This window comes from Streptomyces sp. NPDC028314 (genome assembly GCF_055565795.1).
This window is the reverse complement of record NZ_JBVHTP010000001.1, coordinates 745,636-767,399: the sequence shown is the minus strand read 5'-3', so window position 1 is coordinate 767,399 and position 21,764 is coordinate 745,636. Positions and strand designations below refer to the sequence as shown.

The window sequence follows — 21,764 nt, the reverse complement described above, 5'->3', positions numbered from 1 at the left end:
TCATGAGCGACGACATCCAGGACATGGGACGGGTTGCCGGAGGCCGCGTTCCGGTACGGGCCCTGCCGGCCTCGCTCGACGCCGACGAGGAGGGGGAGAACGGCCGGGGCGCCTCGCTGTGAGCGGACAGGAGGATCCAGGCCCGGCCGTCGGCCACCGATGGCGCCGGCGCATGGTGGCGGGCCACCTGCTGCGATCCCGGACCGACGCCCCGTACTTCACGGTGACGGACGAGGATCCATGACCCCGCGAGAGGCGCGCATGCGGAGCACGGCCGGTCCGGATGAGCGGGCCCGGCGGGGCCGGGCTGTCCGCAAGCAGGTCAGCCGGGCCTCGCACGGGCGGTGGAGCGCGGCGGCGGACCGGCCCGATCCCATCGGTGTGCTGGAGCGGCAGGCGGCCGGCCGGGTCGCCGGGCTGCTGCCGATCCGCTACGGGCGGATGGCGGCCTCCCCGTTCGCCTTCCTGCGCGGCGCGGCCGGCGTCATGGCCGCGGACCTGGCCGCCCAGCCGGACACCGGCCTGACCGTCCAGCTCTGCGGCGACGCCCACCTGCTGAACTTCGGCCTCTTCGCCTCGCCAGAGCGGGCACTGCTGTTCGACCTCAACGACTTCGACGAGACCCTGCCCGGGCCGTTCGAATGGGACGTCAAACGGCTCGCCGCCAGCACGGCGGCCGCCGCCCGGGACAACGGCCACAGCGACGACGGCGCGTGGCGAGCCGCCCTGGCCGCGGCCCGGTCCTACCGACTGGCCATGCGAGCGCTCGCCGGGCAGGGCGAACTCGCGGTCTGGTACGAGCGGGTCGACACCGCCGAGGTGCTCCCACTGATCCGCGGGACCGAGCTGCGCGCCCGGGTCGAGGCGAGCCTGCTGCGCGCCCGTCGGCGCACCAGCCTGCAGGCTCTGGCCAGACTGACCGAAATGCGGGACGGGCGCCGGCGCATCATCCACGACCCGCCGCTGCTCGAACCCCTCGGAGAACCCGAGGCACGGGCCGCCGTCAGCAAGATCTTCAGCGAGTACCGCAGCACGCTCCACGAGGAGCGGCGCCTGCTGCTGGACCGCTACCGGTTCGTCGAGGCGGCCCAGAAGGTCGTCGGCGTCGGGAGCGTCGGCACCCGCTGCTTCATCGTCCTGCTGGCCGGCCGCGACGATCAGGACCCGCTCTTCCTCCAGATCAAGGAGGCCGGACGCTCGGTGCTGGAAGACCACCTCCCCGCCGACAGCCACGGCCACCACGGCCACCGAGTGGTCGCGGGACAGCGCCTGCTTCAGGCCGCCTCGGACATCTTCCTCGGCTGGACGAGCGGACCGGCCGGGCGCGACTTCTACGTCCGGCAGCTGCGCGACATGAAGGGGTCGGCCGTGGTGGAGACCATGTCCCCCGCCATGCTCGGCCAGTACGCCGAGCTGTGCGGCAGGGCTCTGGCCCGCGGCCACGCCCGCTCCGGCGACCGCATCGCCATCGCCGGGTACCTGGGCAACGCCGACACCTTCGACCATGCCATCGCCGACTTCGCGCTCCGCTACGCCGACCGGACCGCCCAGGACCACGCCCTGCTCAAGGCCGCCGTCTCCGACGGCGCCATCACCGCAGCCCACGGCATCTGATCGGGCGCGCGGGGGCGCGCCGGGGCGCGAGGACCTGCCCGGCGGCCGACCTGCGCTCCGCGGGGAACCGGGTCATCATGGCGGCAGGTCGGCGGGCTCCGTCCGGGCGCCGGACCTGCGCGTGGCGGCACGCCTGAGCCGGGAGGTCACTCGTACGCATGGACGAATCGCGCAGAGCCTGGATCATGATCGGCGTCGTCATCGCCGTGATCTTCCTGAACGTCGTGGCCATCATCCTGATGAACACCGTCGGACGATGACTGTCAGCCCTCGGGCGGGACATGAGTACACGTACTCATGCGGTGGCGTATGGGCGGGCCCAGGCTGAGTTCATGCACCAGCGGGAATGGAAACCGGCCCACCACCGTCGCGGCGTAGAGCGTGCCGGCATCGCCATCCTGGCGGTGGCCGCGGCGGTCTTCGCCGCCGGCGCCATCGCCCTCGGCTCGGTGATCCTGGTCTACGCCCTCGCCTGAGCCGGGCCCCGGCCGAGCGTCGCCCGGTGCGTCGGCGCCTTCGAACGGCTGATACGGGTGCCACTGGCGGCCGCGGAGTCCGGCGCCGCATCGCATTCCTGACATACCGTCAATCTCCTTTGCCCGGACGGATGTCCGAGGCACTCCCGCGCAATCAACAGAGGCTGCGCGGACCCTTGCCGTGCCGCGCCGGTTCGCGAATGATGCTCCGGGCGTGTCGGTCGGCGGTGGTCGCGGTCCGACCGCGCCCCCGCCCCCGACCGGTCAGGAGCCCTGTCTTGCGGACGAACCGTCGCATCCGGAGATCGATCGTGGTCGTCGGAGCCGCCCTCGCGCTGGTCGTCGGCGTTCCCCAGGTGGCCTTCGCGGCGCCACCCCCGGCCCTCCCCAGCCAGGCCGAAGCGATCGAGCTGACCTTCCAGCCGGCCTACGACTACGACACCGACGGCTGCTACCCGACACCCGCCATAGGCCCGGACGGAGTACTCAACGGCGGACTCAAGCCCACCGGCGCCCTCAACGGCAGCTGTCGGGACGCCTCGGACCTGGACAACACCAACGGATACTCCCGCTGGAAGTGCAACAACGGCTGGTGCGCCGTGCTCTACGCGCTGTACTTCGAGAAGGACCAGGCCGTCGCCGGCATCCCCCTCGGCGGCCACCGCCATGACTGGGAACACGTGGTGGTGTGGATCCAGGGCGACGAGGCGAAGTACGTCGCGACCTCCGCCCACGGCGACTTCGTCGTCCACGCGCGCGAGCAGATCCGCTGGGACGGCACCCACCCCAAGATCGTCTACCACAAGGACGGCGCCGGCACGCACTGCTTCCGCGCGGCGAACACCAACGACGATCCGCCCGAGAACCACCACCGCGCCTGGCAGTACCCCGCGCTCGTCGGATGGTCGGGCTACCCCGCAACCCTGCGGGACAAGCTCGGCCAGGCCGATTTCGGCAGCGCGCACTTCGGCCTGAAGGACGGAGCCTTCGCAGCGCACCTGGCGGAAGCCAGGCCGGCGGGCATCCCCTTCGACCCGAACCTGTAGACGGCTGCCTGCCGCCCGCCGACGCCTTCTCCGGCTCGGGCGGGCGGCGGCGTCAGCTGCCGGGTTCCGCGGCCGAGATCGCCGAGAGAGCGGACCCCGGGTCCTGTTCGACCGCGAGATCACCGAGGGTGACGACGCCGACGAGCTCGCCGTCCTCGGTCTCCACGGGCAGGCGCCGCAGCGCATGCCGGCGCATGAGATCGACGGCCTGGTCGACGTCGTCCCCGGGCCGGACGGTGACCAGCTCGGTGCTGCACACGGCCTGCACGGTGGTCTCCGCGGGATCCCGGCTCTCGGCGACGGCGCGGATGACGAGGTCCCGGTCGGTGAGGATGCCGCGCAGACGGCCCTCGTCGACCACGAGCACGTCCCCGATACCGGCGTCTCGCATGACGCGCGCGGCCTCGGCCAGCGACGTCAGCTTCTCGACGGCCACCGGCCGCTCGGTCATCACCTCGTGGACCTTTCGGGTCATGGCTCCTCCTGCCGCTGGAAGCCGCTCCTGCCGAGTGGCTACCCGTGCACCTCGGCCGTACGCGGGGCCGGCCCGTCATGGGCGAGCAGTCCCGCCGCACCGGGCGGCGTGTGGCGCTGCATGGCCGTGCGGAACGCGCTCATGCAGGGAACGCAATAGCGCTCAGCCGCTCCCTCGGACAGCAGCGCGGTGACGGTCTGGTCCGGAGCCAGGATGTAGCCGCACAGGGTGCCGGTGCCCGGCTCCTTGGCTATGACGTGCCAGAGCATTTCGGATCGGCCGGGGGTGGTCTCGGCGCGCATCTCGTACATGGGCGTGCCTCTCTGCCGTGTAAGCCGGGCGGGGGACGCCGGCCCGAGATCCATGAGAGGCCCCCTGGGCCGAAGAGGCCAACGGGCGTAGGCCAACCGGAGGAAAGAGGGGTGAGGCAGGTTTGGCGCCGGATTGAGCGGAGCCGTGTCAACTTTACTGCAAAGAGCCACATGAATGGTATCCCGGCCGGACACGGGATGAGCCGGTCGGCGTACACGTCACTGCGGACGGCCCGATACGTTCCTACGCTGGCTGAATGAGCATCAGATCCTCTGGGCGCAGAACCGGCTGCGGCGCGGCAGCTCTCGCCATCGGTGCGTCGGTCCTCCTCGCACCGCCGGCCGCGGGCCTCCAGCGAGCCGAACCACTGCCGCCCCGCCCCGCCCCGACCGTCAGCGCAGCCCTGTTGCACCGCTCGGGGACCCATGTGCGGCCGCGGCAGGGAGCGCCCGAGCTGCCGGACGACGTGTCCGCCCTGTCGTGGCTGGTGGCCGATGTCCGTACGGGTGAGGTGCTCGCGGCCCACGACGCGCACCGCCGCCTGCCGCCGGCCAGCACCCTCAAGACGCTCTTCGCCCTCACCGCGCTGCCCCGGCTGCCCGGGTCGGGCCGGCACACGGTCACCGACGCCGAGCTGGACGAGGTGGCGGACGGGAGCAGCCTGGTGGGTGTTTCCGCCGACCACACCTACCGGGTGGCGGATCTGTGGCGCGGCGTCTTCCTCAGCTCGGGCAACGACGCCGTGCACGTGCTGGCCGAGATGAACGGCGGCTGGAACGCCACGGCAGCGCAGATGCAGGCCAAGGCGCGCACCTTGGGCGCTCTGGACACCACCGTCGTCTCCCCGGACGGCTTCGACGCCGACGGTCAGGCTTCCTCGGCCTACGACCTCGCCGTCTTCGGCCGTACCGGCCTCGCGAACCCCGCCTTCGCCGAGTACGCGGCGACCGTCGACGCCCTCTTCCCCGGCGGCACCCGCAGCGACGGCAGCGCCACGTGGACGTACGGCATCGAGAACACCAACCGGCTGGTGACCGGCGAGGACGGGGTGGGCCGGTACCCGGGGATCATCGGGGTCAAGAACGGCTACACCTCGCAGGCGGGCTACACGCTGATCGCGGCCGCCCGCCGCGGCGGCCGCACCCTGCTGGTGACGGTGATGAACCCTCAGCGGAGCAGCGGGAACGCGGTGTATGAGGAAGCCGGGTCCCTGCTGGACTGGGGGTTCGCCGCCGCGGGCCGGGTGGACCCGGTCGGATCACTGCTCCCGCCGGCGGCGCCCGGGAAGCCGAGCGTCGGCGTCGTGGCGGCCCTCGCCACCACCCCGGACCGCCCCCAGCGCAGTGGCGACACCGCCTACGCCGTGTCGGCCGCGCTCCTCGCGGCGACCGGCCTCGCCGGGGCGGCCGTCCTGCGACGGCGCCGCACCCGCCGAAGCAGGCGGCCGGCCGAAGCTCGGACACACCTGCCCTGACGGGGAACGCCGCACGGGCCGCGGGAGGCTCCCGGGAGCGGGACGCGGGTAGGGCCGGGTCAGCGCACCATGCTCGCGTCCGCTTCCTGGTGCATGCCCCTGCACAGGGCCCAGACGACGAGGAGGTTGACCGCGATCAGCACCAGGGCCCACAAGGGGTAGTACGGCAGCCACAGGAAGTTGGCGATCGCGCCCAGACCGGCGACGGCGACACCGAAGAAGCGTGCCCACAAGGCTCCGCTGATCACGGCGCAGCCGGCGAGGATGAGGGCGATGCCCAGGATCAGGTGCACCCAGCCCCAGCCCGCAAGGCTGAACTCGAACACGTAGTGGCGCGTCGCGAGGAACAGGGCGTCCTTGGAGATGGCCGCGATCCCCTCGAAGAGCGCCATCACGCCGCCGAAGATCATCAAGGCTGCTGCCAGGACGGTGGTACCGGATGTGGGCGCATGCCAGGGACTCGGGTGCGCGTTGCCTGCTTGGGGTCTGCTGGCGTCACTGGCCATTTCGGTCTCCATGTGTCGCAGGGCCGGTCTGGCACGCCGGGACCGGCGGGATCCCCTGTTTCAGCGTGTCACGGCAGCCTCCCATCGGCATTCCGGCCCGGGCGCGCGGGCATGACGGAGCCCCGCGGTTTCACGGGGTCGCGCGCACGATGACGAGCGACCCTTCGTACGCGGGCCGCGTGCGCAGGTGGCCGAAGCGTTCGTCCCACGCCCCGGAGGCGAGGTCGTGGCGCAGCGTCCCGTCGAAGCGCTCGCGGACCCCGTCGTCGACGAAGCTCCAGGCGGAGCAGGCCTGGCGGGCCGCGGGGTCGAGGAGCATCTCGGGGCGGCCGTAGTACGCCTCGTTGCAGCCGTCCGTGCAGTCCAGGGGGATCGGTACGGTCTGGATGCTGCCCGTGCCGCCGAGGGCCCGGGCCAGGTCCTCGACGGGCGGGTACCGGCGGGCCTCGGTGTCGAGGACCTCGGGCGCGTACTCGTACAGCCAGAAGTCGCGTACGAGCTTCGGGTCGCAGGTCAGGACGAGGACCGGGCCGCGGGTCACGCGCCGCATCTCGCGCAGACCGGCCGTGACGTCGCTCCACTGGTGCACGCTGAACAGGGTCATCGCCCCGTCGAACTCGCCGTCCTCGAAGGGCAGGTCCTCGGCCAGGGCGTCGACGGCGCGGGCCAGGCGGGCCGGGCGCTGGGCGCGCATGGACTCCGACGGCTCGACCGCCGTCACCGAGCGGGCGGCGCTCTCGTAGGACCCCGCACCGGCGCCCACGTTGAGGACGGTCGCCGCGCCGTCCAGGGCCTCGGGGCCTGGTCGCGCTCCGCGGTGTCCATCAGGTACTGGCTCTGGCGGGCCGGCAGGGACTCGGCGAGGAAGGTTTCGTAAATCAACTGGCAAATGCTTGTTCATTCGACCAAGGAGCGCTCAGATGCGGCCCTGGTGGATGTGCTCTCCCATCCGCTCGTCGGTTGATCCGAAAACGCCGTCGGGAGAGCGCCCCCGCGCCCTTCGGACCGTACCGAGCCGGAGGGCAGGGGAGCCGGGTGGAGGGGAGGCGGCAGCGCGACGCTACGCCGTCCGGTCGGCGGGTGCCGGGCCGGGCACCCGGACCGTGATCAGGTCACCCACCCCCGCCACCTCGTTCAGCGACTGGGCCAGCGCCAGCAGCACCTTGCGCACGGTCTCGATCTCCGCCCGCAGCTCCTCCGCACGCGCCCAGCGCCGCTCGTGCGCGACCGGATCCACGTGGTCACCGCGCATCGCCTCGTGCGCGGTGAGCAGCGGGTGCCACCGGCTGAGCAGCGGCCGGATGGACAGGTTCAGGACGTTGACCGCCAGGACCCCGAACGTCACGTGCCCCGGCGGCACCCTCGGTGCGACGGCCGGCCCGTACCGCCGCAGGATCTCCCGCGTCGTCGCGAAGACCGTGTAGAGCGAGGACAGCGCCTCCCGCAACAGCCCCTCGTCCTCGCGTAATTCGACGACCGAGATCCGGGTGGCCAGTTCGACGTACAACTCCCATGCGGCCTCCCGCTCGGAGTCCACGGGTTCCCACACCCCGCTGATCTCGCCGACGAACGGGATCGACAGCTTGACCGTGATCTCCCGCGGACCCATGCCGCGGCTCCGGCGCCGTCCCAACCTCTGTCGCAAACTCATCCCCCGAACCTTCCCGGACTCGCAAGTTCCCATGCCACCCTACGAGTTGCACGCGTGCGCACAAGGGGAGTTCGGTCGAACCGGGGGGTCGGTCATGGACGGGCGCGAGTACAGACGTGACGCTTTCATCTCGTACAGCCATCAAAAGGACGTTCCGCTCGCCCAGGCGCTGCAACGGGGCCTGCACCGGCTCGCGCGCCCCTGGACACGCCGTCAGGTCGTCCGCGTGTTCCGCGACACCACCAGCCTGGCAGCCGCCAGTGATCTCGGCGCGGCCATCCTCGACGAGCTGGGCCAGTCCAAGTACTTCATCTACATCGCCTCGCCCGCGGCCGCCAAGTCGCGCTGGGTGCGTGCCGAGATCGAGTACTGGATCGAAAACCGCCCGATGGACCACTTCCTCATCGCCGTCAGCGACGGGACGATCGCGTGGGATCCGTACACCAACGACTGGGACTGGTCCCGTACGAACTGCCTCCCGGACGTGCTCCAGCGCAAATTCGCCAAGGAGCCGCTCTGGGTCGACCTCACCGCCGTCCGCAAGGCCGAGCGGTACTCCTTGCGCGACGCGCCGTTCCGTGATTCCGTCGCCGCTCTCCTGGCGCGCGTCCGCGGGCTCAGCAAGGACGAGGTCGACAGCGAGGACCTCCGTCAGCGCCGCACCGCGCTCCGCATGCTCCGCGGCGCGGTCACCGCCCTGTCCCTGCTCCTGGTGACGTCACTGATCGCCGGAGTCATCGCCTGGCAGCAGCGCAACGAGGCCCTGGCCCGCGCCCGTACGTCGGCTTCGCTGGCCCTCGCCGCCCGCGCGCTGGAGATGGCGGCCACCGACCCGCGCAGGGCCGCGCAGTACGCGCTGTACGCCTACGAGACCGAGCCGACCGGCGAGGCCGCCCAGGCCCTGGCCCGGGCGGTGGCGGCCAACGACAAGGTGTCACGGCACCTCCAGGGCGGAAACGAGGCGGTGGCCGAGTGGAAGAGCGCCGGCAACTTTCCCGCGACCAAGGTCGCGGTGAGCCAGGACGGCAGCACCATGGCCTACTACTCGGAGTTCGACGCCGACTTGAACGGCCAGGCGGCCACGCACGTCCACCTCTTCGACATCCGGGCCGGCAAGACCCTCGGAATCCTCCAGGGCGAGCGCTGGCCGCTCAGCGGCGGCCCGATCGAGCTGAGCGCCGACGGCCGGCTGCTGGCCAAGGCGATCTGGCCGAACCGGATCGAACTGTGGGATGTGCGCCAGGGCCAGTTGCTGCGGACCATCGCCGCGGGCAATCCCGACGAACTGTCCCGGGCCAGTATGGGATTCCGCGCCTTCGCGCTGTCCGCGGACGGCGGGAGGCTGGCCGCGGCCTTCCACTCCGGGTCCGTGCAAGAAGAGGTGCACATCGCGGTCTGGGACACGAGCACCGGCGCACCCGTCAGCCAAGGCCTCGCCGACAGCGCGTGGGTCGAGTTCGCCTTCCGTGACGAGAACCAGCTGCTCAAGGTCGACGGCAGCGTGAAAACCGTGCGCACCCTCGCCCTGGACAGCAACACCTGGAGCGAACCGCGAGCGCTTCCCGGATTCCCCCCGAGCGAGGACCGCGAGGGGGGTCTCCGGCTCACCCTTCTCTCGGGCGACGGGGACATGGCCTACGTGGGGGCTGACGACGGCTCGATCGGGCGGGCGAAGGACGGAGACACGGACGAACTCTGGGACCTGGCCGCAGGCCGGAAGCTGGCCAGCGTCCCGATGGGCGACATCCGCGAGACCGCCCTGCCCCGGGACAACAACGCGATGGTGGTGGGTGACGGCCAGCAGGGCGTGGCCCTGTACGACGCGGCCCTGCGCCGACGCCGGGTCCTCGGCTCCTTCGGGTTTCCGGCCCGGAGCATCGCGACGTCCGGCGACGGCACTTGGGTGGCTGCGGGCAGCGAGGACGGAGCGATATCCCTGTTCTCCACCGCGAGCCTCCAGGGTGGCGCCGACGTGCCGAACGAGGACCAGATCAAGGCCGCCGAGCTCACCCCCGACAAGCGGCTCGCCTTCCGCGGCAAGGACGACCGTACGGACCTCTGGTCCGTCACCGAAGAGGGCGTGCAGCGCCTCGGGCACATCAACACCGGCATCGTCCGCGACAACGTCACCAACGACTCCGTGGTCGCCAACGGGGACGGCACCCGGGTCGTGGTGGAGAAGGCGGGCGTCGTGACCCTCTGGGACCCGAAGACCGGATCCCGGGTGAGCACGGCGGGCGAGGACAACCCCGTGAACCTGCCGCTGTACTTCCTCCCCGACAACATCCACCTGGTGGGCGCGGGCAACGACGGAATCACCGTGACCGACACCAGGACCTGGAAGGTCGTCCAGGAGATCCCGGGCACCGGCTCCTTCGACGGGTCCTCCTTCAGCGGGGACCGCACGACTTTGGTGCTCAGCGACGCCGACAGGGAAGTCAAGGTCTTCCGGGTGTCCAAGGGGAACCGCCTCAAGCAGGTGCGCAAGACATCGATGAAGGGCGCCACCACCGTCAGCCGAAACGGCGACAAGGTCGCCACCATCGACGGTGACAACCGCATCACCATCCTGGACGTCGCCTCCGGACGGCTGGTCCAGAGCAGCGCGGTCGCCCTCAAGGGCGGCCAGCAGAGCGTCGTGTTCAACGGCGATTCCCGCTTCGTCGTCCAGGTCGTCGGGACGGGCCCGGACGCCACGTTCCAGTTCTGGGACGCGCAGACCGGGGAGTCGCGCGGCACCTGGGCCGTGGAAACACAGGTCGTCGGTGCCAAGGACACCGTGGAGATGTTCACCGCCCCCGGCGGCGCGGTCCTCACCTTCGGCGCCGACGGATCCCTGATGCGCCGCACCATCGACATCGCGGCCTGGCGCCAGACGCTGTGCAAACTCGTCACCGACCCGCTCCCCGTGGCCGAGTACGACCGCTACCTGAACGGTCTGGCCGTCTCCGCGCCCTGCCGCCCGCAGACCGGGGCGTAGCGGGTGGAACGCGACGCGTTCATCTCGTACAGCCACCGGCGGGACGTTCCGCTGGCCAAGGCCCTCCAGGACGGCCTGCACGATCTGGCCCGCTCGTCGATCCTGCGCCGCCCGGCGGTGAAGGTCTTCCGGGACACCACCAGCCTCGCCGTGAACAGCGACCTCGGCGGGGCGATCACGGCGGCGCTGGGGAGCTCCAGGTACTTCATCCACCTGGCCTCACCCGAGGCCGCCGCCTCCCGCTGGGTCCGCGAGGAGATCGCGTACTGGCGTGCCAACCACCCCATGGACCACTTCCTGATCGCGCTCAGCGGGGGCGTGATCGTCTGGGACGACGCCCTCGGCGACTTCGACTGGACGCTCACGACCGCCCTCCCGGACACCTTGCGGGGCGCGTTCGCGGCCGAGCCGCTGTGGGTGGACCTCAGGAGCTTCCGCGAGGCCGGCACGCGCTCCATGGAGGCCGGCGAGGAGTTCCGCGACAAGGTCGTCACCATCGGCGCCCGGCTCCACGGCAAGAACAAGGACGAGCTGGACAGCGAGGACCTGCGCAAGCAGCGCAAGGCGGCCGGCTTCCGCAACAAGATGGTCTCCTCGCTCGCGGTGGCCCTCGTACTCGCCCTCACCGCCGCCGTCATCGCCTGGCAGCAGCGGGGCGAAGCCCTCGACCGCGCCCGTACCTCCGCGTCCCAGGCGCTTGCCGCCCACGCCCTGGACGTGGCCGACGCCGATCCGCGCAAGGCCGCCCAATTCGCCCTGTACGCAGCCGCGGTCGAGCCGACGGGGGAGTCCGCCCAGGCACTCGCCCGCGCGGTGGCGGCCAACGACAACGTGGCACGACACCTCCAGCGCGGTTCGGAAGCCGTGGCCAACCACCGGACCCACAGCACCTTTCCGGCGACGGAGGTGGCGATCAGCCACGACGGGAGCATGCTGGCCTACTACTCGGACTTCGACGCCGAGGAGCCCTCTCCGGCGGAGAACCACGTCCACCTCTACGACATCCGCGCGGGCAAGGAGCTGCCGAGCCTCCACGGCAAGACCTGGCCGCGCAACGGCGGCGGCCTCGCGTTCAGCTCGGACGGCCGGATCCTCGCCGTCGAAGCCCCCTACAACCGCATCGAGGTGTGGGACGTCCACAGCCAGAAGCTGATCCGGACGGTCACCGCGAGCGAGGCCGAGGACTTCGCCAACGCCTTCGTGGGCCTGCGCGGCTTCGCCTTATCCGGAGACGGACAGCGGCTGGCCGCCGGCTACTACACGAGGCCTTCCCCGGAGGGGGAGTACACGTTCCACCTCGCCGTCTGGGACACCGCGAGCGGCGGGCTCCTCACGGCGGAGCCCGCCGCCCGGGAGACCCTCGCCCTCGACTTCGACGGCGCGAACCGGTTGAACGTCCTCGACTTCCGGGCCGGTACGCTACGCACCTTCGCCCGAGACACCGACTCCTGGAGCGCGCCGCGCGAGATTCCCGGCTTCCCCCGCGGGGAGGGGACGTTCGCCACCTTGTCGGACGAGGGGACCAGGGCCTACATCGCGGCTGACCACACAGGCGCGAACAAGGCGGAGGTCTGGGACGTCGTCAAGGGACAGCGCCTGTCCACCGGCGCGGCGGACGGCCCGGAAGCCGTCCGGCCCAATGGCGCGGGCGGAGCCCGGTTCGCGGCGGCCGACCGTCAGGCGGTGTCCGTGTACGACGAGGCGCTCGGCCGCCGCCGCACCCTCGGCGCCTTCGCCTGGCCGGTGCGGAGCCTGTCGGCTTCGCGCGACGGGCAGTGGGTGGTCGCGGGAGCGCAGGACGGGGCCGTGTCCCTCTTCTCCGCCACGAGCACGCAGCGCGGCGCTCCCGTCCCGAACGAGCAGCAGGTGAAGGCCGCCGAACTCACCGGCGACAAGCGGCTCGCCGTCCGCAGCGCGGCGGGCGGGACGGACCTGTGGACCGTCGACTCCCACGGCGTCCGGCGGCTCGGACGCATCGGCGTGGAACTCGTCCGGGACAGCAGCCGCGAGGACACGGTGGTCGCCTCGGGCGACGGCACCCGCGCGGTGGTGGGGCAGCAGGGCGCGCTGTCCGTCTGGGATCCGCGCAGCGGGAACCGGACCGGGTCCGCGCCGGCCGGCGGCCCCGAGCTCGTCCCGCTGGCCTTCCTCCCCGACGGCCTCCACATCGTGGCCACCACCGAAGCGGAGCTCCAGGTGATCGACACCCGGTCCTGGGAGGTCCGCCAGTCCCTCCCCTTCGACCACGGGACGCCGGGCTCCTCGGCCGTCAGCGCGGACCGCACGACACTGGCCCTCCTGAGCGGCTCGGCGGTCTCCGTCTGGCGGTGGACGGGGGAGAAGCGGCTGGAGCGCGTACGCGAGGGCACGACGGAACAGACCACGTCGATGCGGGCCACCGTGAGCAGCCACGGGGAGAAGGTGGCCGTGGTCGACGACGACTTCCGGATCACCCTGATCGACGTCGCCACGGGCCGGACCGCCCACGCCACGGCCGGGTCCCAGGCCGTGCGGGGCAAGGTGCTCTTCAGCCAGGACTCCGAGATCCTCGTCCAGCCCTTCGACAGCGCCCTGGGATCGGGCCTCCAGTTCTGGGACGCGGACTCCGGGGAACGGAGCGGCAGCTGGGCCCTGGAGGGCCGCGGCGCCGGCGCGGGAACACCCGAGGCGGATGCCTTCGCCGCTCCCGACGGTACCGTTCTGGCCTTCGGCCCCGACGGCGCCCTCGTCCGCCGCACCATCGACCTGGCCGCCTGGCGCGGGATCCTCTGCACGGTGGTCCCCGACCCCCTCCCCAAGGCCGAACGCGACCGCTACGCCAAGGACCTGGACGTCGAGGCGCCCTGCCCGGGGGACAGCCCCTAAGTCCCTAAGCCCCTAAGGGGTGTCCTGCCGGGCGAATCGCGCGCCGTCCCAGGCGAAGGAGCGCCGCACGCGCTGAGAGGGGCAGCACATCGGTTCGCCCTGGCCGTAGGACACGAGGTCCACCGTCACGGTTCTGCCGGAGAACGAGAGCCCGCCGGCAACCCGCAGGCCCCGGCCGTTGATCCGCTCCTCGGCACTGACGAGTACGGCGAGGCGCCGGGGCGCTTCCGGCGAGGAGGAGCCGTCGAACACCTCCACCTGCTCGGGCCAGGTGGAGGCCCTGTGGACGCAGTCGAACGTGACGAAGGCGTCGGGGACGCCCGTGCCGCGGACGTCGGCGAACCGGGTGTCCAGGATCTCGATGCCCTCGTTGCCCGCGGCGAGGCAGTCGATGTCCTTGATCACGTTGCGCCAGTCCGTACCGGCGAGGCCTTTGGAAGGCGGAGAGGCCGGCGGCTTCTGCGGGGTGCCGGGGCGGGTGGTCCGCGACGGCGGGACGCTGGGCGGGGGAGCTTCCTCGGGGGGAATGCCGGGCGCGGCCGTGCTGGGGGAGGCGCCGCGGGTGGCCTCGGTGGGGGAGGCGCCCGGTCGCCGATCGCCGGCCTTGGGCGATCCGCCGCATCCGCCGATCAGCACGCCCGAGCAGAGCAGCAGCGCGGCGAGGGACCGTAATCGGCGGTAGGGGCGGTGCGGGGCGTGGAACTGGGTGCGCGTCATGGTGCGCTCGCTTCCGTCGGTCGGGGCTGGAGCGGCAGGACGGGGTAGTCGCGGATCTCGGAGGGGCGGGAGCAGACCTCGGCGGCGGCCCCGCTGACCCCGCTGAGACCGAGGGTCGTGCGTGTCCGGTGCAGGGCCTCGTCGACCAGGCGGCAGATGTCGCGTTCGGTCCGGCCCCGCCACAGCCGTACGGCCCGGTCCTCGCCCCCGCTCACCAACTGGGTGCCGTCGGGGGACCAGCTCAGGGCGGTGACTCCGGAGGAATGCGCGGCCTCCCGCTGCTGGACGAGCACGCCGGTGCGCGGCTCCCACACCTGGATCGAGCCGGAGCCGTCCCCGGCGGCGAGCCGGGTGGAGTCCGGGGACCAGGCCAGCGCCTCGACCCTGCTGTCACCGGCCTTGACCGGGGCGGAGGCCGGCCGGCCCGTGGCGCCGTCCCAGAACCGGATGGTGCCGTCCACACCGCCGACGGCGATGCGCCTGCCGTCCGGGGACCAGGCCATGCTCCGGGCCGGACCCGGCGGCGGCTGTGGGGCCGGACCCCAGGGCTGTCCGTCGTCCGCGTTCCACAGGTGCAGCGATCCGTCGGCCAGGACGGCGGCCAGGCGCCGGCTGTCGGGGGACCAGGCCACGGACCTGACTTCCAACGTCGGCTGGGCCGCCGACTCGGCGCTCACGGCGGCAGGCCGCGGCTGCTTCGGCGTCAGCTGCCCGGTACCGACGTCCCAGACGCGCACCTCACCGTGCTGCGTCCCGGTGGCGACCCGGGTGCCGTCCGGCGCCCAGGAGGCGCTGATCGAACCCCCGCTGCCCCACCAGGGCCGGTCCGGATCCGTACCGTCGGCGGTCGGCCACGTACGGACACCGCTCCCGCTCACCCGCAGCAGCCGGCGGCCCTGCGGATCCCAGACGATGGTCTGGACGAGGTCCTTGGGGTCGCGCCGCGGCTGCGGGCTGCCGGGAACGGGCTTCCCCGTGCGGGAGTCCCAGATCCACACGGTCTCGCCCCCGTTGCCACTGGCGGCGATGTGGTGCCCGTCCGGCGACCAGGCAACGGCGCCGACGGCGTCCGTGAGACCGATCAGGCCCGTGTCGCGCGGAGGCGCCGGTGCGACCTCCCACAGGCGCAGTACCGAGGTCTGGGGTCCGTTGGAGTCGTCGAAGGCACTGCCCTTGAGGAACGCTCCCGTGAGGTACCGGCCGTCGGGGGACCAGGCGAGCTCGCTGGTCAGGGACAGCTTGCTGTCGCGGGCGAGCGCGGGGCCCACGGCGCCGCGGGTGTCCGGGTCCCACAGCCGGACGGTCCCCGCCAGGTCGGCGACGGCGACCCGCGTCCCGTCGGGCGACCAGCTGATCTCCCGGATCTTGTTGTCGGTTCCTCCCGCCGGCGAGGCCGCCACCTGCCCCGTCTGCGCGTCCCACCACTCGATCACCCCCTTGCTCCCGGTGGCGATGCGGCGGCCGTCAGGTGACCAGGAGAGCGCGTCGACCTCACGGTCCCGCGCCCCGGACCACACCAGCGCGCCCCGGCTCACGTCCCAGACGCGGATGCCCGTCACACCGACAGCGGCGAGCCGTCCACCGTCGGGCGACCAAGCCAGCCTCAGGATGTGCGTCCTCGAATCGGGCAGCGGATTCCCGAGCGGTCGGCCGGTCCGGATGTCCCACGGCCTGATCCCGCCCTCCTTCGAACCCGTGGCGAGCGCTGCCCCACCGGGGGAGAGGGCCATGGGGTACAGGAAGCTGTGGTCCACGGGGAGCGGTCCCGCGGTCACCTCTCCGGAGACGGCGTCGCGTACGACGTACCCTCCGTCGTTCGACCCCGCATCACCGTGCAGCACCGTCAGCAACGACCGGCCGTCCCGGCTCCATCGGACGGGATGGGCCTTGAAGTCCCCGGGGACGGGTGGCGCCGGCCCCCGGTACGGGACGACCGTACGCGCGTCCCGCACGGTCCAGCGGTCCACCGCGCCCTCGTCGTCGGCCACCCACACCTGCGAGCCGTCGGCGGTCCAGCGCAGGGAGACGGTCGGAGAGACGCGGTCGGGCCGTTCGAAAGTCGTCTCCCCGACCAGCCGGGCGCCCCACGAGTCCAGTCTGTTCAACGCGTCGCCCAAGGCGCGGCGCGCCTCGGGGCGGGCCGGAGTCACGCGCTGCTCGGCCGCGAGGGCGAAGGCCAGGGAGGCGAAGGGATCGGACGCGTTCCGGGACTCCGCCGCGTACTGGCGCAATTCGGCCAGGGCGGTCTGCTTCTGGGCCGTGTCCCGCTGCCGCACGGCCGTTACGGCGGCGAAGCCGGCGATGGTGGTGAGCGCGGCGAGTACGGCGATGGTCAGCCGCACGTAGCGCCGGGTCCGACGGTTCTGGCGGACGTCCTCTCCGATGAGGCGGTCCTTGTCCGCGCCGTGCAGCGGAGCGGCCAGATAGGCCACCGCCGTCCGGAATTCCGGGTCGCGCAGCGACAGCTCCCCCCGGGCGCGGGCCCAGCCGAGGAGCACCGCATGGGGTTCCTCGTGGAAGTGTCCCGACAAGGACCTGGGCAACGCGGTCGTGAGCTGCCAGTCGAAGTCGCGCCCCAGCGCGTCCCACGCCATCCCGGGCAGGTGTCCGGCGCCGTCGGCAGGGGGATCGGTGAGGACGATCAGCAGGTTGTCGACGCCCCGGTGGGTGCACCAGTACTCGATCTCCCGCCCGACCCAAGGCGCCCGGGCCGAGTGCTCGCCGGCCAGGAGGATGAGGAAGCGGGAGCTGTCCAGCGCCTGCTGGATGGAACCCCACAGCCGTGAGCCGGCCGCCAGACTGCCCTCGTCCCGGAACACCCGCAGGGCGCGCAGCCGGTACCAGGGCTTGGCGAACGTGTGCAGTCCGTGCTGGAGGGCGACGGCCAGGGCGTGATCGGTCGCCCTGCTGTACGAGATGAACGCGTCGTAGGCGAAATGCCCGTCCGGGACCGCGGGGCCGGTCGCGTCGGCCGTGCGGCGTCGCGCCGCGGAACGAGCGATCCTCACCACGCACACGCCCCCCGGCACGTTCCTGTAGTGGCCGACCGGCCTGCGACTCGGAAACCAGCCTGGCAGAGAACGCCGCTGACGGGGAGGGCAATGGAACTCCTGTCTGGATCTGTCTCGAACCTGTCGGCCTCCGGACCGGGCAGGGCGCGAAATGTGAAGACCCCGCGTGAACCCTGTGAGGGGTTCGCATCGCCCTGCCGGTTCATCTTCGGCGCATCCCTCATAACGGCGTGGCGAACGGCTTGTGGCATCGGTCGAACTCATTGGTAACTCACTTGCGAAACCCGAGTTCCTGCCCGGTGCGCTGTCCTGACCAGCCGGAATCCGGCACGGTGCGGCCGGTCGTGGACCGCGTTCGGCGATTTCCGCGGCCGGGGTATGGTCTAGCGCGTTCGGAGGCCGGGACGCCGTCGCGCGCCAAGTGCGGGACGTACCAACAGCTTTGAAGGGAACGGTGGGAATCGCGGGCGAACCCGACTGGGAAAGGGAATTCGGGGCACACTCGGACCCCGTATGCGCAGACCGACCGAAAGACGTTCGAGGCGAGGCAAACCGATGGATGCTCCGACCAACACGTCGGCCGATGGCCGCAGCTCCGGCGGAGAAACGAGGGACGGAGGCTGGTTCGGCCGAAGCCCGCGCAGCGGAACGAGCGGGTCCGGGCAGGATCGCCACGACGCGGAGGACCGAATACCCACCCGCCCGGTGACGGCGATACGCCCCGTGGGCAGCGGTGCCGACAGGAGCCGTCCGGCTCCCGATCCGTCGGCACCCGCGCCGGCTCCCCAGCCGCCGGCCGACGAGGCGCCGGCTCCCGCGCCGGTCGCCGGGCCGCCCGCGCCGGTCGTCGAGCCGCCCGCGTCCGTGGTCGAACCGCCCCCGCCCGTCGCCGGGCCGCCCGCCGGCCAGCAGCCCGCGCCGGCCCCGGAGGCGCCGCCCAGACCCGCCCCGGCCCCCGCAGCGCCCGAAGACACCTCCGACGGCGCCCTGCTGCGCCGCACCATGGCCGAGATCGAGCCGATCGCCGACAAGGTCACCTCGTACTTCTACGCGCTGCTCTTCGTCCGGCACCCCGGCCTGCGCGACCTCTTCCCCGCCGCGATGGACACCCAGCGCGACCGCCTCTTCAAGGCGCTGCTCACCGCCGCGACGCACGTGGACGACGCCGCCACGCTGACCGAGTACCTGACCCATCTCGGCCGCGGGCACCGCAAGTACGGCACGCTCCCCGAGCACTACCCGGCCGTGGGGGAGTGCCTCATCGGCGCGCTCTCCCGCTACGCGGAGCGGAGCTGGGGTCCGCGGACCGAGGCCGCCTGGGTGGGCGCGTACACCGCGATCTCCCAGATCATGATCGACGCCGCGGCCCGGGACGAGCTGCGCGCCCCCGCCTGGTGGCAGGCGGAGGTGGTCGCCCATGAGATGCGTACCCGGGACATCGCGGTCGTGACGGTCCGGCCCGACCAGCCCTACCCCTTCCTCGCCGGGCAGTACGCCGCCGTGGAGACCCCCTGGTGGCCGCGCGTCTGGCGGCACTACTCCTTCGCCTCGGCGCCCCGCTCCGACGGCCTGCTCTCCTTCCACGTCAAGGCCGTGCCGGCCGGCTGGGTCTCCAACGCCCTCGTGCGGCGCGCCCGCCGCGGGGACGTGATCCGGCTCGGGTCCCCCGCCGGATCCATGACCGTGGACCACAGCACCGACCACGGGCTGCTGTGCCTCGGCGGCGGTACCGGCATCGCGCCCATCAAGGCCCTGGTCGAGGACGTGGCCCGGCACGGCCGCCGGCGTTCCGTCCAGGTGTTCTACGGGGCCCGCCGCGACCACGACCTGTACGACATGGACACGATGCTCCGCATGCAGCGGTCGCACCCCTGGCTCTCGGTCCGGTCCGTCGTCGACGACGGCTCCGCCGCCGACCTGGGCGCCCGGCTCCCGGATGCGGTGTCCCAGTACGGTCCGTGGCACACCTACGACGCGTACCTCTCCGGCCCGCCCGGGATGATCCGCCGCGGAGTCGACACCCTCGTGGGCATCGGCATGCCCGCCCACCGCATACGGCACGACTCCATCGAGGAACTGGTCGGGGCAGGGAATTGAGCACATCCGAACAGACCGGTCACCGGCAGGCCGCGCCGGTCCGGACCGCACGTCCCGGCAGCCACGGCGAACATCTGGTCCAGCAGCGCACGGGCACCGCCGAGCGCGCCGACAAGTTCTATGCCGAACAGGTCCTCGACCGGCTCAACACCCGTATGCGGGAGTTCGTGGCACGCCAGGAGATGTTCTTCCTCGCGACCGCCGACGGACGCGGAGACTGCGACAACACCTTCCGCGCCGGCCCGCCCGGCTTCCTCCACGTCCTGGACGAGCTCACCCTCGCCTACCCCGAGTACAGGGGCAACGGCGTACAGGCCAGCCTGGGCAACATCGAGGAGAACCCCCGCGTCGGCATCCTCATGATGGACTTCCTCCGGGACCGCATCGGCCTCCACGTCAACGGCAGGGCGCGGATCGTCGCCGACGAGGACATGCGCCGCGCCCACTCCGGGCTCGCGGTCGACCCCGTGCCCGGCCGCCGCGCCCGGGTGTGGGTGGAGATCACCGTCGAAGAGGCGTACATCCACTGTTCCAAGCACATCCCCCAGCTGCAGAAGGTGCCGCTGCACGGCCCCGACCGGGCGTGGGGAACGGACGACTTCAAGCGCAAGGGCGGCGACTTCTTCGGAGCCGCCGCCGAAGCGCCGGAGCGCGGTCCCTTCATGCCCCCGCCCCGCGCGGACACGGCGGCGTGGCGGGCGGAGGCCGAGCGGGTCCTGGAGAGGGCCGAGCAGCGCTGCACCGGGACCGGGGAGCGGACGTTCACCGGCTGGTTCAGGAGCCGCTCGGCAGGGCCCTGAGGAACCGGCTCCCGACACCGCCGGGGCGGTCCTCAGGGCGCCGGACCGCCTCCGGGATCGGCCGATGGAGGGTCGGGCTGGGTGGTGGCCCGGCCGGCGACCGGATTGACGCCCGGTCTTCGGGACACAAGCGCGGCGTGCTGAAGATACTTCTGGTCGCCCTGCCCGGATCACTCGCAGCGGGCGCCGCCGTCGCCGCCCTCCGGGCCTCTCCCTGGTGGTGGGCCGCGGCCGCCCCGCTGCTGCTGATCGCGCTGGTGGCCGCGCACGACCTCGTACAGCGCCGGCATTCCGTACTGCGGAACTACCCGCTGCTGGGGCATCTCCGGTTCGCGCTGGAGGCGCTGCGGCCGGAGCTCCAGCAGTACTTCATCGAGCGGAACTTCGACGGCCGCCCCTTCGACCGCGACACGCGCAGCATCGTCTACGAGCGGGCCAAGGGCACCGACGCCGAGGAGCCGTTCGGCACCGAGCGGGACCTGTACCTGGCCGGCAGCGAATACCTGACCCCGTCCATGGCCCCGCGGCCGGTGCGCACCGATCCGCCCCGGGTCCGGATCGGCGGGCCCGACTGCACCCGGCCCTACGACATGGCCCTCCTCAACATCTCGGCGATGAGTTTCGGCTCGCTGTCCGCCAACGCCGTACTGGCCCTCGACACCGGCGCCCGGCTGGGCGGCTTCGCCCACGACACCGGTGAGGGCGGCCTGTCGGAGTACCACCTGCGACCCGGCGGGGACCTCGTCTGGGAGATCGGCACCGGCTACTTCGGGTGCCGTACGGCCGAAGGGGACTTCGACGAGCGGCAGTTCGCCGAGAAGGCGGCGCACGCACAGGTCAAGTGCGTGTCGCTGAAGATAAGCCAGGGCGCCAAACCCGGCATCGGCGGGGTGCTGCCGGGAGCCAAGGTGAACGCGGAGATCGCGAAGGTGCGCGGCGTCCCGCAGGGCGAGACCGTGATCTCGCCGCCCTTCCACCGCGTCTACTCCACGCCCCGCGAGCTGGTGCGCTTCCTCGGCCGGATGCGCGAGCTGGCCGACGGCAAGCCCGTCGGGTTCAAACTGTGCGTCGGCTCGCGCCGCGAGTTCCTCGCCGTGTGCAAGGCCATGCTGGAGGAGGACATCACGCCCGACTTCATCGTCGTCGACGGCGCGGAGGGCGGTACGGGCGCCGCGCCGCTGGAGTTCGCCGACAATGTCGGCCTGCCGCTGGGCGAAGGGCTGATGACGGTGCACAACGCCCTCGTGGGCGCCGCACTGCGCGACCGCATCCGGATCGGGGCCAGCGGCAAGGTCGCCACCGGCGGCGACCTCGTCAAACGCCTGCTCCAGGGCGCCGACTACACGAACGCCGCCCGCACGATGATGTTCGCGATCGGCTGTATCCAGGCCCAGCGCTGCCACACCAACACCTGCCCCGTCGGAGTCGCCACCCAGGACGCGCGGCGCGCCCGCGCGCTCGACGTCGGGGACAAGTCGCAGCGCGTACAGCGCTACCAGAAGGCAACGGTCAAGAGCGCCCTCCAGATCATGGCGTCGATGGGAGTCGACGACCCGCGCGACCTGCACCCGCACATGCTGCTCCAGCGAGTGGACCCGCACACGGTCCGCTCCTACGCCGAACTGTACGAATGGCTCACCCCCGGACAACTGCTCGCATCACCGCCCGAGGGCTGGGCATCCGACTGGCAGGCGGCCGATCCCGACCGCTTCACCCGCTGACACGGCCACCCGCACCGAG

16 protein-coding genes are annotated in these 21,764 nt (G+C 72.2%); 9 read left to right on the top strand and 7 right to left on the bottom strand.

From position 1 onward, the window contains the following. The first annotated feature begins 240 nt into the window (after positions 1-240). The 3 genes from ACZ4TG_RS03525 to ACZ4TG_RS03515 all read left to right on the top strand — a co-directional run bounded on the left by ACZ4TG_RS03525 (position 241) and on the right by ACZ4TG_RS03515 (position 3,136). Positions 241-1,614, top strand: coding sequence for a DUF2252 domain-containing protein (locus tag ACZ4TG_RS03525; RefSeq protein WP_468159646.1), 1,374 nt, complete (start codon positions 241-243; stop codon positions 1,612-1,614). Positions 1,615-1,946: 332 nt separating this feature from the next. Beyond that, a complete protein-coding gene (locus ACZ4TG_RS03520) occupies positions 1,947-2,090 on the top strand; it encodes a hypothetical protein (RefSeq protein WP_468159645.1) in 144 nt (47 codons plus the stop codon). Positions 2,091-2,368: 278 nt separating this feature from the next. Beyond that, complete coding sequence (locus ACZ4TG_RS03515) at positions 2,369-3,136, top strand: NPP1 family protein (RefSeq protein ID WP_468159644.1); 768 nt, start codon at positions 2,369-2,371, stop codon at positions 3,134-3,136. A 52-nt stretch (positions 3,137-3,188) separates the two neighbouring features. On the opposite strand, the gene ACZ4TG_RS03510 is transcribed toward ACZ4TG_RS03515, so the two are convergent. Together ACZ4TG_RS03510 and ACZ4TG_RS03505 are read right to left on the bottom strand one after the other, a co-directional pair. Then, positions 3,189-3,611: a CBS domain-containing protein gene (locus ACZ4TG_RS03510; RefSeq protein ID WP_468159643.1), complete on the bottom strand. Its 423-nt coding sequence runs from the start codon at positions 3,609-3,611 to the stop codon at positions 3,189-3,191. A 38-nt stretch (positions 3,612-3,649) separates the two neighbouring features. Beyond that, on the bottom strand, positions 3,650-3,922 hold the full coding sequence (locus tag ACZ4TG_RS03505) for a hypothetical protein (RefSeq protein WP_468159642.1): 273 nt from the start codon (positions 3,920-3,922) through the stop codon (positions 3,650-3,652). A 257-nt stretch (positions 3,923-4,179) separates the two neighbouring features. Between ACZ4TG_RS03505 and ACZ4TG_RS03500 the strand changes: the two genes are divergently transcribed. After that, positions 4,180-5,397, top strand: coding sequence for a D-alanyl-D-alanine carboxypeptidase family protein (locus ACZ4TG_RS03500; protein ID WP_468159641.1), 1,218 nt, complete (start codon positions 4,180-4,182; stop codon positions 5,395-5,397). A 59-nt stretch (positions 5,398-5,456) separates the two neighbouring features. Here the strand turns inward: ACZ4TG_RS03500 and ACZ4TG_RS03495 are convergent, their stop codons facing one another. The 3 genes from ACZ4TG_RS03495 to ACZ4TG_RS03485 form a co-directional block, all read right to left on the bottom strand. Continuing rightward, positions 5,457-5,903: a DUF7144 family membrane protein gene (locus ACZ4TG_RS03495; RefSeq protein ID WP_468159640.1), complete on the bottom strand. Its 447-nt coding sequence runs from the start codon at positions 5,901-5,903 to the stop codon at positions 5,457-5,459. A 130-nt stretch (positions 5,904-6,033) separates the two neighbouring features. After that, positions 6,034-6,666 carry a class I SAM-dependent methyltransferase gene (locus ACZ4TG_RS03490; protein WP_468159639.1) on the bottom strand — a complete coding sequence of 211 codons (633 nt, stop codon included), beginning with the start codon at positions 6,664-6,666 and terminating at the stop codon, positions 6,034-6,036. A 297-nt stretch (positions 6,667-6,963) separates the two neighbouring features. Continuing rightward, on the bottom strand, positions 6,964-7,512 hold the full coding sequence (locus tag ACZ4TG_RS03485; protein WP_468159638.1) for a hypothetical protein: 549 nt from the start codon (positions 7,510-7,512) through the stop codon (positions 6,964-6,966). 136 nt (positions 7,513-7,648) lie between these two features. Here ACZ4TG_RS03485 and ACZ4TG_RS03480 point away from each other — a divergent pair, with 136 nt between their 5' ends. Both ACZ4TG_RS03480 and ACZ4TG_RS03475 read left to right on the top strand, forming a co-directional pair. Further along, positions 7,649-10,534, top strand: coding sequence for a TIR domain-containing protein (locus tag ACZ4TG_RS03480; protein ID WP_468159637.1), 2,886 nt, complete (start codon positions 7,649-7,651; stop codon positions 10,532-10,534). A gap of 3 nt (positions 10,535-10,537) precedes the next feature. Then, positions 10,538-13,399 carry a toll/interleukin-1 receptor domain-containing protein gene (locus ACZ4TG_RS03475; protein WP_468159636.1) on the top strand — a complete coding sequence of 954 codons (2,862 nt, stop codon included), beginning with the start codon at positions 10,538-10,540 and terminating at the stop codon, positions 13,397-13,399. Between the two features lie 12 nt (positions 13,400-13,411). Here ACZ4TG_RS03475 and ACZ4TG_RS03470 read toward each other — a convergent pair whose 3' ends face one another. Then, on the bottom strand, positions 13,412-14,116 hold the full coding sequence (locus ACZ4TG_RS03470; protein WP_468159635.1) for a hypothetical protein: 705 nt from the start codon (positions 14,114-14,116) through the stop codon (positions 13,412-13,414). After that, positions 14,113-17,124 (bottom strand): toll/interleukin-1 receptor domain-containing protein, encoded by a 3,012-nt coding sequence (locus ACZ4TG_RS03465; protein WP_468159634.1) that lies wholly within the window; start codon positions 17,122-17,124, stop codon positions 14,113-14,115. Before ACZ4TG_RS03465 ends, ACZ4TG_RS03470 begins: the two co-directional genes overlap by 4 nt. A gap of 558 nt (positions 17,125-17,682) precedes the next feature. Between ACZ4TG_RS03465 and ACZ4TG_RS03460 the strand changes: the two genes are divergently transcribed. The 3 genes from ACZ4TG_RS03460 (at position 17,683) to ACZ4TG_RS03450 (ending at position 21,745) form a co-directional block, all read left to right on the top strand. Continuing rightward, on the top strand, positions 17,683-19,224 hold the full coding sequence (locus ACZ4TG_RS03460) for a globin domain-containing protein (RefSeq protein ID WP_468159633.1): 1,542 nt from the start codon (positions 17,683-17,685) through the stop codon (positions 19,222-19,224). Beyond that, positions 19,221-20,024 carry a pyridoxamine 5'-phosphate oxidase family protein gene (locus tag ACZ4TG_RS03455; protein WP_468159632.1) on the top strand — a complete coding sequence of 268 codons (804 nt, stop codon included), beginning with the start codon at positions 19,221-19,223 and terminating at the stop codon, positions 20,022-20,024. The genes ACZ4TG_RS03460 and ACZ4TG_RS03455 overlap by 4 nt, the downstream gene beginning before the upstream one ends. 137 nt (positions 20,025-20,161) lie before the next feature. Then, positions 20,162-21,745, top strand: a complete 1,584-nt coding sequence (locus ACZ4TG_RS03450) for an FMN-binding glutamate synthase family protein (RefSeq protein WP_468159631.1) — start codon at positions 20,162-20,164, stop codon at positions 21,743-21,745. The last annotated feature ends 19 nt before the right edge of the window (positions 21,746-21,764 follow it).

Bases quoted from the DNA above. Each gene is read 5' to 3' on its own strand.
- ACZ4TG_RS03525 (WP_468159646.1), top strand. From the start codon at position 241: ATGACCCCGCGAGAGGCGCGCATGCGGAGCACGGCCGGTCCGGATGAG.
- ACZ4TG_RS03520 (WP_468159645.1), top strand. From the start codon at position 1,947: ATGCACCAGCGGGAATGGAAACCGGCCCACCACCGTCGCGGCGTAGAG.
- ACZ4TG_RS03510 (WP_468159643.1), bottom strand. From the start codon at position 3,611: ATGACCCGAAAGGTCCACGAGGTGATGACCGAGCGGCCGGTGGCCGTC.
- ACZ4TG_RS03505 (WP_468159642.1), bottom strand. From the start codon at position 3,922: ATGTACGAGATGCGCGCCGAGACCACCCCCGGCCGATCCGAAATGCTC.
- ACZ4TG_RS03500 (WP_468159641.1), top strand. From the start codon at position 4,180: ATGAGCATCAGATCCTCTGGGCGCAGAACCGGCTGCGGCGCGGCAGCT.
- ACZ4TG_RS03495 (WP_468159640.1), bottom strand. From the start codon at position 5,903: ATGGCCAGTGACGCCAGCAGACCCCAAGCAGGCAACGCGCACCCGAGT.
- ACZ4TG_RS03485 (WP_468159638.1), bottom strand. From the start codon at position 7,512: ATGGGTCCGCGGGAGATCACGGTCAAGCTGTCGATCCCGTTCGTCGGC.
- ACZ4TG_RS03480 (WP_468159637.1), top strand. From the start codon at position 7,649: ATGGACGGGCGCGAGTACAGACGTGACGCTTTCATCTCGTACAGCCAT.
- ACZ4TG_RS03470 (WP_468159635.1), bottom strand. From the start codon at position 14,116: ATGACGCGCACCCAGTTCCACGCCCCGCACCGCCCCTACCGCCGATTA.
- ACZ4TG_RS03460 (WP_468159633.1), top strand. From the start codon at position 17,683: ATGGATGCTCCGACCAACACGTCGGCCGATGGCCGCAGCTCCGGCGGA.